Source organism: Bacteroides eggerthii (genome assembly GCF_025146565.1).
GTDB classification, from domain to species: domain Bacteria; phylum Bacteroidota; class Bacteroidia; order Bacteroidales; family Bacteroidaceae; genus Bacteroides; species Bacteroides eggerthii.
The window spans coordinates 1,712,745-1,725,652 of the sequence record NZ_CP102258.1; the positions used below are offsets into that span (position 1 = coordinate 1,712,745).

Below are 12,908 nucleotides of genomic sequence, written 5' to 3' on the forward strand. Positions count from 1 at the left end.
GCATTGTTAAAAATACATAGATGCATGAAAACAATAACTTTAGAACAACTTATAGAAGAAGGTTCCGAAATAAAAAAACAGATTTCATATATTAATGTCCCTGCTGGAGTAATAAGAACTTATAGAGCTTATCAGTTAAGTGATAATCAAAAATATGAAACATGGAAAAATATGACTATAAGATTTCTCTCTGTCAATTTTCCTGGAGATAGATGCATTAATGATTTTGAGAAAACTTCTGAAGAATTCTCAAAATCATACAAATCTCCCATTGTATTTGATAAAATGTTAGGTATATTAAATTCATGCTTAATTATTCCTCAAGTTCCAATAGCATCAAAAGAAGCAAGTATGATTGACAAATCAATCCATGTAAATGTGAATCAGAATCAGTCACAACAACAAACTATTGCATTTGAGATTTTTGTTGAAGCTATAAAAGATGAACTTACAGGTAAGCAGCAAAAAGAAATCAAAGAAATTATTATTAATAAACAAACAGGCATATTAAAGATGAAAATAAAATCCAAATAAATACAACTAAATATGCTTTATATCAGTTCTTTATAGGGTAGTTATTTCTTTCAGTTGTTTTCACTATTTTCTGTTAATTGGTTCTTTTTGGGTACATTTTTGTTTCTTGTTTGTTTCTTGATTTCAGTTTTAATTCGTACATTTGCATACGAAAAATAACGAATGAAAGAATACGATTATGCCACGAATAAAGAAGCCTAAAAAAGTAAAAGAACCAATCCGTCTTCGGATGAAGGATTTGTCCGATGGCAGCAAAAGTCTGTATCTGGATATATACCGCAACGGCAAACGGACATACGAGTACCTGAAGCTGTATCTTATTCCGGGAACGGACAGCAATACCCGTCGGCAAAATGAAATAACAATGGCTGCCGCAAATGCCATCAAGTCGAAACGTATTATCGAGCTGACCAGTGGTGAAGCCGGTATCGTGAACCATACGGATAAGATTTATCTGCTGGACTGGATGCAAACCTATCTGGAGTACCAAGAGAAACGCGACAAGAAGGGCATCGGTCAAATCAAAGCCGTTACCCATATCCTGAAAGAATATGCAGGGGAAAGATTTATATTGGATCGGGTTGACCTCGCTTTTTGCCAAGGCTATATCGACTACATGCTGACAACCTTCCGCCCTAAAGGAAAGCCGATAGCAGCTTCTACACGCAACACCTATTATCAGATATTCAATGGCGCCCTGAATGCTGCCGTTCGGGCTAAACGGTTGTTGAGAAATCCGTTTAACGAGATGGAAAAGTCGGAGAAGCCCAAAATGCCGGAAAGCGTGCGGTCCTATATGACCATCGAAGAGGTACGGGCATTGATTGCCACTCCGATGCAGGAAGGGAGGGTAAAAAATGCCTATCTGTTCTCCTGCTTCTGCGGACTGCGTATCAGCGATATTGTCGGCCTGAAATGGAAGAATGTCTTTGTCGATAACGGCCAATACCGTCTGGCGGTAGCTATGCAGAAGACCAAAGAACCGATTTACCTGCCACTCTCCAACGAGGCGTTGAAATGGATGCCGGAGCGTGAGGACAAGGCTGCAGACGATCCTGTGTTCAACCTGCCTTCAAATATCAATCAGTATCTCAGACCGTGGGCCGAAGCGGCCGGAATCACCAAGCGTTTTACTTTTCACACCGCCCGGCATACATTCGCGACCATGATGCTGACGCTCGGTGCGGATCTCTATACCGTATCGAAGCTGCTTGGCCATACCTCCGTGAGAATGACACAGGTGTACGCCAAAATCATCAACCAGAAAAAAGACGAAGCAGTCAATTTGGTTAACGGCCTATTCGACTGATGTAGTCATACATGTCAAATTCAATTTAAGGTAAATATTTCCGGCTTTTCTCCGATATTTCAAATGGTCGAAGTAATGCCACTATTATAATAAGTATAAACCCATAAAAAACAATTCGACATGAAAGGACAAAACAACAGGTCCTCTCTTTTTTTGAAGGGAGACCACATCTGCACCACTTCGCTACGGAACAGGATGTAGCGGAAGAATTTTACGAGTTGCTCTCCGAAGCAAGGGAGCTTTATCTTCAAGACGTCATGACAGGCGGCAAACGATATGGCCGCTACGTGGATGACTTTATAAACAGCCACCGGTACATCGACTGCAACAGTGCGGTTTGCAGGAATTGCCATGAAATGAACATTCATATCATCAGAGGGCTGTTGCTCGATTGTACAAGTCTCGTCAAAAGCCTCTTTACCGCAGAAACATTTTCTTTCGAGGAGTGCATGGCCTTGAAACAAAAGTACGACATTGCCGGAGTATGGTTCGACTCTTCACGTATAGAAGATTCCAGAAACGCTCCACCTCTCTCCTTTGGTTGCAATTTTTCCCGTGAACAGATGACAGGTATTGTGGCTTGCGCCAACGCTTATCATCTGTTTTGCGTTTCCACTCTCCGCATCGAGGACATGGAAGCGCTTTTTGCCTGCAAGGAGAATTTCTGTATACGTGTGAACAATATCCGCCATGTGGCGGTTCTGTTCGATGCGTTGCTCGAAAACACCTTTATCCTACCTCACTGGCAGTCGGTTCTCGACAAGGGGCGGTTCCTGTTGTCCAAAGACGGCACAAGATATGTTACCGCTTCAAGCCTCTCGTCTGCCCTCTCTGCGGCGAGGAACAACATTACATCGGCAAACCTCGGCATACGAAAAGCCATCAGTCGGCTGAAAATATGACACGAAGTGCCAAAAAGCCAAGTATGTGAAAGATAAAACAGTGATAGTTGCCGTGATACGTGCATAGTATCATGCCGGAATTTCCGGCTGTCCGGTTCACATCACATAACTTTGACCTCCGTTAGCGCGCTGCATAACGGAGGTAACTCTCCATTGTCTAATTTTAACATGTATTTTATGCAAAACAGAACAACATTCATGGAGCGGTTAAGCGAACGGCTGACCGCCATAGAAGCGGTTCTCAAGAAGTTGGAACCGGTGGAAGGTCTGTTGGAGCGTGTGGCTTTACTGGAAAATACCATTTACACGACCAAGAAAGTCTTCACTTTTCAAGAGGCGTGCATGTATATCGGCGTGTCCGAAAGTATGTTGTACAAACTCACATCGAACAAGGAAATCCCGCACTACAAACCTCGCGGCAAGATGCTTTACTTCGCGAAGGAAGAGCTGGACGCATGGCTCTTGCAAAACTACGAACCTACGGTGGACGATGCCATGCGTATGGCGACGGAAGTATCCGCAACCCAACCGTTCTTTAACCAGAAGCGCTATGGAAAACGAAAAAAGAACTGACCGTAACTCGTGGGCGGAACTGGACGAGAATCGCCTGTCGGATATTCTCACGGCATCGCAGATAAAGGCCACGGACACCTACGTGACTCCGCCCCAGATTATATGGATCGACAACTCCACCATAGCGACGCTCGGCAATTTTAGCGCTTCGACGGGTAAGGCGAAGGCGAAAAAGACGTTTAATGTCTCTGCTATTGTCGCTGCGTCACTGGCGGGCCGGCAGGTTTTGAACTACCGGGCGCATCTGCCCGAAGGCAAGCGCAGGATCTTGTACGTGGACACCGAACAGAGCCGTTTCCATTGCCATAACGTGTTGGAACGTATTCTCCGCCTGGCGGGACTGCCCACCACAACCGACAACGAGAATCTCGATTTCATTTGCCTGCGGGAATACACGCCGGCCGTGCGTATTGAGGTCATCGACTACGCTCTGCGACAGAACAAAGGGTACGGGCTGGTCATCATTGACGGCATCCGCGACCTGATGCTCGACATCAACAGCACCAGCGAATCGGTGGAGGTTATCAACAAGATGATGGAATGGTCGTCGAAATACGACCTGCATATCCATTGTGTGCTGCACCTGAATAAAGGCGACAACAATGTGCGCGGGCATATCGGCACGGAAATGAGCAATAAGGCGGAAACGGTGCTGGTCATCACCAAGAGTGCGGAGAATCCCGTTATCAGTGAAGTTCATGCGCTGCATATCCGCGAGAAGGAGTTCAAACCGTTTGCTTTTTCCGTTGATGACGAAGGATTGCCGGTCATGGTGGATAACTATTCGTTTGATGGCAGCGTGAGACCGAAGGCCCGGAGCAGCTTCATGGATTTGTCCATCGAGCAGCACCGGGAGGCGCTTTCCGCCGCTTTCGGGGACAGGCCCATCAAAGGTTTCGAGAACGTACTGCAGGCTCTCATGGCCTCCTATGAGGCTATCGGGTTCAAACGGGGACGCAGCGTCATGATAAAACTGCTGCAGTACCTGACGGAAAACCTGAAGCTGATCGTCAAACGGGACAAGCTCTTTTATTACGATGTGACCCCGACCGAAGCCTTGCTTTTCGACGAAGAATGCGAGGACGCAGAAGGTGAAAAATAATTTAGTTTACTTTGGTCCGGGTATATATAGGAGAAAAACCAAAGTAAACCGTTTTTTGAAAACAAGTGAAAAGAAAATGACATGACCATAGCGGAAGCAAAACAACTGCGTATCGTGGACTATCTTGCCAGTCTCGGCTACCACCCCCAGAGTGTAACATCGAAACAATACTGGTATTTGTCGCCGCTACGCAATGAGCGTACCCCGTCGTTCAAGGTCAATGACCGGCTCAACGAATGGTATGACTTTGGCGCAGCGACGGGCGGAGACCTTGTGGAACTGGGCAAACACCTTTACCAGACGGACAGCGTGAGCGAAGTGCTTGCCTATATAGGGAAGCACGAGAACGCTATCCCGATACAAAGGGTGCGGATTCCGGGGACAACGCCCCGACCCGTCGAAGCCGACATGAAGGACGTGCTCGTCGTACCGTTGCAGCACCATGCGCTGCTCTCGTACCTTCATTCCCGTGGAATCGACGGAGACATCGGCCGCATGTTCTGCCGGGAGGTCCATTATGAATTGCGGCAACGGCGCTACTTCGCCCTTGCCTTCGGTAACGTGGCGGGCGGGTACGAGGTTCGCAATCCTTATTATAAGGGCTGTATCCGGTGTAAGGACATCTCTGTCATCAGGCATTCTCATAGTGAAGCACAGAACCGGGTTTGCGTGTTCGAAGGCTTCATGGATTTTCTCTCTTACCTGACGCTGAAACAGACGGGTGATGATACGGTCTGCATCGGCGCACCTTGCGATTACCTCGTGATGAACTCGGTGAACAACCTGAAAAAGGCTTTGGAACACTTGCAGGTGTACGAGGAAATACACTGTTATCTCGACAATGATCTCGCCGGACAGAAAACGGAAGAGACCATCGCCGGCATGTACGGCAAGCGGGTGCACAACGAAGCACTCCGTTATCACGAGTACAAGGACCTGAACGATTACCTGCGCGGAAAGAAACGGTAAGGCATTATCGTTACCCCTCCCTTGAAAGCTCTCCTCCCGGAGGGCTTTTTTTATGCCCGTTTTTCCCGGTACATTCGCCTTAAAGTATGAAATTAAAGTTCAATTTATATGTTTCATACTTATTTATACGTAATAAAATATTGTTTGATATAAAGAGTTTTCATTATATCAAATATAATACTTTTCTTTGCTTTTGTACTTTCAAAGTTCAATTAAAGTTTAATTTCATACTTAAAACAGATGAGTTCATACTTTATATTCGCCCTTGTACTGACGGTGCTGTACATCGTCTATTACGCGGTCAATATTACCCGTGACCTGTATGGAAAGAAGGGAACGGAGAAGACTGACGAAGAAGTTTTCGACCTCGGTCCGATGGATGCCACGGAAGAGAGTGTCGAGGTTTCGGAGAACGAGACCGGGTTTAGTATCGGAAATGAGACATGCGACACGGAAGCCGTAGCTGCCCCGCCTGCGGTACAAGACGGCGATACAGGGAAAAAGGAGGCAGCCGCGAAAGAGCGGCTTGAAAGGCTGAAGGCCAAGGCGGAGGCGCAGATGGAAGAGATCGCTCCCTACCTGTCCGACGGCTTTACCGACGAAGAGATGTATAAGGCGTTGATTTCCAAAGGACGCTTGGACAACCGTCCCTGCCTGAAATGGAGACCGGTCAAAGATAAGCTGTAAGATGTCGAAAACGAAAAAGATACTATGTGCGCTTTGTTCCATCATCCCCTGTTCAGCTCTGGCGAAAAGCGGCAGCGTGAATTACAGTTGGGGTGCGGATGCGCTGGCGACGATGCACGACTACGTGGTAACAATGATGTTTTACGTCCAAGCTCTCTGTTGTGCCATCGCCGGGATTTGTGTGATTGTGTCCGGATTCCAGATTTACGTAAAGATGAACACGGGCGAGGACGGCATTACCAAGTCCGTCGTAACGCTTGTGGGCGCGTGCCTGTTCCTGATCGGTGCGTTCCTCGTCTTTCCTGCCTTTTTCGGCTATCGCATATAGAAACGGGAGGCAGGAATCAAGTACCGCCATAACGATTCGAAAGAACTGCAATACTTACCCTAAAATAAATAATCATGTTTCAAAAAACAAAAAGACAAATGAAAAAAATGTTTTCTGCTAAAAAAGTACAGATGCTCACACTGATGTTGCTGTGTGGCACGACGGCCGTCATGGCCCAGAACTCCGCAGGCGATTATTCCGCCGGTACGACTGCACTGGCTACCGTGACGGAGGAAATCGCCAAGTACGTTCCCATCATGGTCAAACTGTGTTACGCCATTGCCGGTGTTGTGGCTATCGTAGGCGCTATCTCGGTGTACATCGCCATGAGTGCGTCCGTAATGGTTGCATGATAAATTCCTCTTTAGCAAGAGGATAGGTCAGGGTTCAAGTGATCTACTTCCACCCAAATAAGCCCGAGGGGAAACCTAAAGGTGAAAATAGCACTTTGGGAAAGCAATAAGTCAGTCAAAAGCCAGACTGCGACTGAATTGCGAGGGAGAAAGACAGATATGAGGATAAAGTCCATACTGATTGAACGATAGCCCAGCGGCAAAAGATGTAGCTGCGACGGAAGGCTTTTACAAACGTCGCATTGTGGCACTAAGACAACGTCATTGGTGTTATAGCAAAGAACCAGCCACAACGCAACCGCAGTAAGCGGAGAAAAGGGCGGAAGTCGTATCCGACAATCTGTCGTGCTAATAGTTATCATACAGCTAAACGGAGATTACCTAAGTTGGAAAGCCATGAAAGTGGCTATGGGCTTTGGCTCTGAATATCCAATATGGTAACGGAGTTCCCATAGTAGTCCGAGCAAGGTAATGCCTTGTACATGGCGAAGGGGAACAGTTAGTAATGTTTTAATACAAATTTTGAAAACGTGTAAGACGTATGGAAAAATCAGAAAGAGTATTAAAAGCTCTAAGTGACCACAGTCAAAGTTCGGATTATAAATACGAGCGACTGTATCGGTATCTGTTCAGTGAAGAGATGTTCGCTGTAGCCTACCAACGCATCTATGCGAAGCAAGGCAACATGACACCCGGAACTGACGGCAAGACCATCGATGAGATGAGTCTTGAAAGGATTGAAAGATTGATTGTGTCCTTAAAGGACGAAAGTTACCAACCCCACCCTGCACGCAGAGTGTACATACCGAAGAAGAACGGCAAGAAACGTCCGCTCGGTATTCCCTCATTCGAGGACAAATTGGTGCAGGAGGTAGTTAGACTGCTGCTTGAAGCTATTTATGAAGGTCATTTTGAAGGCACTTCACATGGTTTCCGACCGCATCGAAGCTGCCACACGGCATTGGGTATGATACAGAAGTCTTTTGCGGGAGCAAAGTGGTTTATCGAGGGAGACATCAAAGGCTTCTTTGACAACATAGACCACAACGTACTGATTAGCATTCTTCGTGAACGCATATCAGATGAACGCTTCCTCAGACTTATCCGTAAATTCCTCAATGCAGGGTATGTGGAGGACTGGAAGTACAACAAGACGTACTCAGGAACTCCGCAAGGTGGAATAATCAGCCCCATGCTGGCTAACATCTACCTTGACAAGTTCGACAAGTACATCAAGGAGTACGCAGCCAAATTCCGCAAAGGTGACAGACGCAGCATCAATCCCGAATACTGGCGTTTGAACAATAAGAAGAACTGGCTGAAAAAGAAGTTGCAGAAAACATCCGATGAGCAGATACGGAAAAGCTATCTGTATGAAATTGCCCAACTGAGCAAACAGATGCTGTCCACTCCTCACAAGGATGCAATGGATGCGGACTTTAGAAGAATGCAGTATGTAAGGTATGCGGACGATTTCCTTATATCGGTTATCGGAAGCAAGTCTGAATGCGAGACCATCAAAGCGGACATCACCCAATTCATGAGAGAACAACTCAAACTTGAATTGTCTGATGAGAAAACTTTGATAACACACGCACAAGACAAGGCGAAATTCCTTGGATATGAAATCTTCATCAGAAAGTCAGACGCAGTGAAAAGGAATAAGGACGGAGTTCTCAAAAGAGACTTCAACGGCGCAGTGGTGTTAACCCTTAACTCGGCTGTGATACAAAAGAAGCTCACTGAGTACAACGCGTTGGAGGTCAGAAACATTGATGGCAAAGACATTTGGTGGTCAAAGCCTCGCAGATATATGACTCCAATGAAGCCCGAAGATATTCTTGCCCAATACAATGCGGAAACCAGAGGACTTTACAACTACTATTCACTTGCTGCAAACGTGTCCAAAGAATGTGCATCTTTCGCCTTCATTATGAAGATGAGTATGTTCAAGACACTTGGCTGGAAACTGAACACTTCCGCAAGGAAAGTTCGCCAGAAGTATCAGAAGGACAAGGACTTTGTCATTCCGTACAACGATGCCAAGGGAAAGCAGAAATACAGAGTCTTCTACAATGAGGGTTTCAAAAAGAGAAATGCTCAGTTCGATGTTGACTATGACAAACTGCCACAGACCATGTACGTGCCATATCCGAGCCTTGTGGAAAGGTTGAAGGATGGCAGATGTGAACTATGTGGTAAGGAAGGAAAAGTAGTCATGCATCATGTGAGGACTCTCACCAAGCTGAAAGGCAATAATGAGTGGGAGAAACTGATGCTCAAAAGACATCGCAAGACACTGGTTGTCTGTGAGGACTGCAACTCTATGATTCAGAACTATGGTAAAGAGTAATGTTACTAATGGAAAGCCGTATACATGGAGACATGTAAGTACGGTTTGGGGGCGAGTACTCGGAAACCGCCCACCGCAAGGTGGGTATGGCGCTGGGTGCTTAGCCCACACAACGAGGAACAGGACGTGAAGAAGAAAATCATGATGGTCGTGGGCGCATGTATTTTCTTAATCGCTGCCGCACAAGCACTTCCGATGTTCTTCGGTATCGGCGCATAAACCTTCCGCACGATGAAAGGCAAGGACGAACGTTACCCTGACTACCCGCTGTTCAAAGGTCTTCAACGGCCTTTGGAGTTCATGGGCATCCAGGGACGCTATATCTACTGGGCGGCAGGCGTTGCCGGCGGAGCCATCGTCGGCTTTATCATCGCCTACTGTCTCGCAGGGTTCGTGGTCGGACTGGTCGTGCTGGTTGCGGTCGTCTCGACGGGTATCGCCCTTATCATGCTCAAACAGCGGAAAGGGCTGCATACCAAGAAAGACGGGCGCGGGGTGTATATCTACGCCCACTCGAAGAAGCTGTGAGAAGAAAAGAAAAACCATCACGGGCAACGTGTGGTCTTGTTGAATGTTGAACGCGGGCCGGCCGCCTGAAATCCGGGCGGCCCGGCCTTTTTTATCGTATTTTAAGATGACTTTGTACATCATTCTACTTTTTATCGCCTTGTGTGCCGGCATGGCCCTGTCGGTCTATGCGTTCGGTACCGGAGGCAAGCGCAAGCGTATCTTTCAGGACATCTATTTTTCCGTGGAAGAGACGAACGGCGTGGGCGTGCTCTATACCAAGACGGGCGAATATTCTGCTATCCTGAAAATAGAGAACCCCGTGCAAAAATACTGCGCGAACATTGACAGCTACTATGAGTTCACGCACCTTTTCACCGCCCTCGCACAGACGCTCGGCGAAGGATATGCCCTGCACAAACAGGACATCTTCGTCAGGAAACAGTTCGAGAACGAGACGGGCGACAAACACGAGTTCCTCTCGTCGGCCTACTTCCGTTACTTCAAGGGGCGCAACTACACGGACAGCGTGTGTTACCTGACTATCACACAGGAGGCGAAGAAGAGCCGACTGTTCTCGTTCGACAACAAGAAGTGGCGCGATTTTCTGGTCAAGATCCGCAAAGTGCATGACCAGCTGCACGATGCCGGGGTACAGGCCAAGTTCCTGAACAAAGCCGAGGCGAGCGAATACGTGGACCGCTATTTCGCCATGAACTTCAAGGACCGGATCGTGTCGATGACCAACTTCAAGGCAGACGACGAGACAGTCTCGATGGGCGACAAACGCTGCAAGGTATATAGTCTTGTCGATGTGGACTGCGCCGCACTGCCTTCACTGATAAGACCTTATACCAATATAGAGGTCAATAACACGGATATGCCCGTGGACCTGCTGGCTGCCATTGACAGCATTCCGAGTGCGGAGGCTGTCATCTATAACCAGATTGTCTTCCTGCCCAATCAGAAAAGGGAACTGGCCCTGCTGGACAAAAAGAAGAACCGGCACGCCAGTATTCCCAATCCGAGCAACCAGATGGCCGTGGAGGACATCAAGCGGGTACAGGAGGTCATCGCGCGGGAAAGCAAGCAGCTCGTGTACACTCATTTCAACCTGATTGTCGCCGTACCGACTGGTACGGACCTGCAAAAATGCACGAACCATTTGGAGAATGCTTTCGGACGTATGGGTATCCATATTTCCAAAAGGGCGTACAACCAGCTGGAACTGTTCGTAAACTCGTTTCCGGGTAACTGCTACGGCATGAACGAGGACTATGACCGCTTCCTGACGCTGGGTGACGCGGCGGTGTGCCTGATGTATAAGGAGCACATACAGCACAGCGAAGAAACACCGCTGAAAATTTACTACACGGACCGCCAAGGCGTGCCGGTAGCTATCGACATCACGGGAAAGGAAGGGAAAAACAAACTGACGGACAACTCGAATTTCTTTTGTTTAGGGCCTTCGGGCAGCGGCAAGAGCTTCCACATGAACTCTGTCGTGCGCCAGTTGTACGAGCAGGGCACAGACGTGGTGATGGTCGATACGGGTAACAGCTACGAGGGCCTTTGCGAATACCTCGGCGGCAAGTACATTTCCTATACCGAGGAAAGACCGATTACCATGAACCCGTTCCGCATCAACCGGGTTGAAATGAATGTGGAGAAAACGGGCTTCCTGAAAAACCTCGTACTGCTCATCTGGAAAGGCTCGCAGGGTACGGTCACGAAGACGGAGGACCGCCTGATAGAACAGGTCATCACGGAGTATTACGACACCTATTTCAACGGTTTCGACGGCTTCACGCCCCTGCAACGGGAGGATTTGCGTAAGGGGCTGCTCATCGACGACCGTAACCGTACCGAGAAGCGGGACGAGGACGAAGGAGAGCGGGCCGGGCGTATCGAGCGCATGATCGACGAGATGGAACGCCGCCGTAAGGAGCTAAAAGTGGAAGAGCTGTCGTTCAACTCGTTCTATGAGTTTTCCGTGCAGCGCATCCCCGACATCTGTACCGAGAACCACATTTCGGGCATCGACATCTCGACGTACCGTTACATGATGAAGGACTTCTACCGGGGAGGCAATCATGAAAAGACGCTGAACGAGAACATGGACAGTTCACTGTTTGATGAGACGTTCATCGTCTTCGAAATCGACAGTATAAAAGATGATCCTCTCCTGTTCCCTCTTGTCACGCTGATTATCATGGACGTATTCTTACAGAAGATGCGTATCAAGAAGAACCGCAAAGTCCTGGTCATAGAGGAAGCGTGGAAGGCGATTGCCAGCCCGCTCATGGCCGAATACATCAAGTTTATGTACAAGACGGCCCGTAAGTTCTGGGCTTCGGTCGGCGTGGTGACACAGGAGATACAGGACATCATCGGCAGCCCTATCGTCAAGGAAGCCATCATCAACAACTCGGACGTGGTGATGCTGCTCGACCAGAGCAAGTTCCGTGAGCGGTTCGATGAAATCAAGGCTATCCTCGGCCTTACTGACGTGGACTGCAAGAAGATATTCACCATCAACCGGCTGGAAAACAAGGAAGGGCGCAGTTTCTTCCGCGAGGTGTTCATCCGCCGGGGAACGACCAGCGGCGTGTACGGTGTAGAAGAACCAAGAGAATGTTACATGACCTACACCACGGAGCGGGCGGAGAAAGAAGCCTTGAAACTCTATAAACGGGAACTGCGGTGCAGTCATCAGGAAGCTATTGAGGCGTACTGCCGGGACTGGAACGCCAGCGGTATCGGGAAGTCCCTGCCGTTCGCCCAAAAGGTCAACGAGGCCGGGCAGGTATTGAACCTTCATGTAAAACAATAACAATCAAATCATTAATTACAAAAATGGAAAAGATAGACATTAGCCAAAGTGTAAAGACACTTGAGTTCGGGAGCAAATATGAAGCCCGTATCCAGCGGATATTCCGTGAGTTCGACATCAAGACCATCCGGGATTTGTGCCAATGGCCCGGAAAGGACTTGGTAAGGGTACGCGACATGGGAAGAAAAAGCATTGAGGAAATAGAGGATGTTCTGGAAAGATACAATCTCCGGTTGGGGATGCTCGGTAAGGAACTGGACGAATACGCCGGCATAGAAAATTCCGTACAGGACGAGGAAGAAGAGGCGAAGTGGGAACAACGCAGGTACGAGATCGCCAAGGAGGTATTCATACATCACCGTCTGGTGGCAAATTCCGCCGTATATGAGGCCGACGGACTGATACGTGCACTAAGAGGCATGACGCACCGTTGACGGATATCTGTTTTTAACCGGAGA

The 12,908-nt window shown here is 48.0% G+C and carries 14 protein-coding genes and 1 pseudogene; 14 read left to right on the plus strand and 1 reads right to left on the minus strand.

The window, feature by feature from the left end:
• Nucleotides 1-24 precede the first annotated feature (24 nt).
• Nucleotides 25-534, plus strand: a complete 510-nt coding sequence (locus tag NQ546_RS06745; RefSeq protein ID WP_004289312.1) for a hypothetical protein — start codon at nucleotides 25-27, stop codon at nucleotides 532-534.
• Between the two features lie 178 nt (nucleotides 535-712).
• Nucleotides 713-1,843 carry a site-specific integrase gene (locus tag NQ546_RS06750; protein WP_004289313.1) on the plus strand — a complete coding sequence of 377 codons (1,131 nt, stop codon included), beginning with the start codon at nucleotides 713-715 and terminating at the stop codon, nucleotides 1,841-1,843.
• A gap of 59 nt (nucleotides 1,844-1,902) precedes the next feature.
• Here the strand turns inward: NQ546_RS06750 and NQ546_RS06755 are convergent, their stop codons facing one another.
• The gene (locus tag NQ546_RS06755; RefSeq protein WP_224200298.1) at nucleotides 1,903-2,196 is read right to left on the minus strand and encodes a hypothetical protein; all 294 of its coding nucleotides are present in this window, start codon (nucleotides 2,194-2,196) and stop codon (nucleotides 1,903-1,905) included.
• Between NQ546_RS06755 and NQ546_RS06760 the strand changes: the two genes are divergently transcribed.
• The 12 genes and pseudogenes from NQ546_RS06760 to NQ546_RS06815 all read left to right on the plus strand — a co-directional run bounded on the left by NQ546_RS06760 (nucleotide 2,101) and on the right by NQ546_RS06815 (nucleotide 12,884).
• Complete coding sequence (locus NQ546_RS06760) at nucleotides 2,101-2,745, plus strand: hypothetical protein (RefSeq protein ID WP_007478951.1); 645 nt, start codon at nucleotides 2,101-2,103, stop codon at nucleotides 2,743-2,745. The genes NQ546_RS06755 and NQ546_RS06760 overlap by 96 nt on opposite strands.
• A 198-nt stretch (nucleotides 2,746-2,943) precedes the next feature.
• Nucleotides 2,944-3,318 (plus strand): helix-turn-helix domain-containing protein, encoded by a 375-nt coding sequence (locus tag NQ546_RS06765; RefSeq protein ID WP_004294465.1) that lies wholly within the window; start codon nucleotides 2,944-2,946, stop codon nucleotides 3,316-3,318.
• A complete protein-coding gene (locus tag NQ546_RS06770; RefSeq protein ID WP_004289317.1) occupies nucleotides 3,296-4,420 on the plus strand; it encodes an AAA family ATPase in 1,125 nt (374 codons plus the stop codon). Before NQ546_RS06765 ends, NQ546_RS06770 begins: the two co-directional genes overlap by 23 nt.
• A gap of 81 nt (nucleotides 4,421-4,501) precedes the next feature.
• Nucleotides 4,502-5,389, plus strand: a complete 888-nt coding sequence (locus tag NQ546_RS06775) for a toprim domain-containing protein (protein WP_004289318.1) — start codon at nucleotides 4,502-4,504, stop codon at nucleotides 5,387-5,389.
• Between the two features lie 240 nt (nucleotides 5,390-5,629).
• Entirely contained in the window at nucleotides 5,630-6,076 is a 447-nt protein-coding gene (locus NQ546_RS06780; RefSeq protein ID WP_004289320.1) for a hypothetical protein, read from the plus strand.
• Nucleotide 6,077: 1 nt separating this feature from the next.
• Nucleotides 6,078-6,404 (plus strand): DUF4134 domain-containing protein, encoded by a 327-nt coding sequence (locus tag NQ546_RS06785; protein WP_004289321.1) that lies wholly within the window; start codon nucleotides 6,078-6,080, stop codon nucleotides 6,402-6,404.
• A gap of 74 nt (nucleotides 6,405-6,478) precedes the next feature.
• A pseudogene (locus NQ546_RS06790) lies at nucleotides 6,479-6,736 on the plus strand (DUF4134 family protein); the annotation flags it as partial.
• 562 nt (nucleotides 6,737-7,298) lie between these two features.
• Nucleotides 7,299-9,110: a reverse transcriptase/maturase family protein gene (locus tag NQ546_RS06795; protein WP_004289323.1), complete on the plus strand. Its 1,812-nt coding sequence runs from the start codon at nucleotides 7,299-7,301 to the stop codon at nucleotides 9,108-9,110.
• A 24-nt stretch (nucleotides 9,111-9,134) separates the two neighbouring features.
• Nucleotides 9,135-9,329 (plus strand): DUF4134 family protein, encoded by a 195-nt coding sequence (locus NQ546_RS06800; RefSeq protein ID WP_004289324.1) that lies wholly within the window; start codon nucleotides 9,135-9,137, stop codon nucleotides 9,327-9,329.
• A 12-nt stretch (nucleotides 9,330-9,341) separates the two neighbouring features.
• Nucleotides 9,342-9,638: a DUF4133 domain-containing protein gene (locus tag NQ546_RS06805; RefSeq protein ID WP_004289326.1), complete on the plus strand. Its 297-nt coding sequence runs from the start codon at nucleotides 9,342-9,344 to the stop codon at nucleotides 9,636-9,638.
• A 106-nt stretch (nucleotides 9,639-9,744) separates the two neighbouring features.
• Nucleotides 9,745-12,450, plus strand: a complete 2,706-nt coding sequence (locus tag NQ546_RS06810; RefSeq protein WP_080546218.1) for a TraG/VirB4 family ATPase — start codon at nucleotides 9,745-9,747, stop codon at nucleotides 12,448-12,450.
• A gap of 23 nt (nucleotides 12,451-12,473) precedes the next feature.
• Nucleotides 12,474-12,884: a DNA-directed RNA polymerase subunit alpha C-terminal domain-containing protein gene (locus NQ546_RS06815; protein WP_004289328.1), complete on the plus strand. Its 411-nt coding sequence runs from the start codon at nucleotides 12,474-12,476 to the stop codon at nucleotides 12,882-12,884.
• Nucleotides 12,885-12,908: the final 24 nt, after the last annotated feature.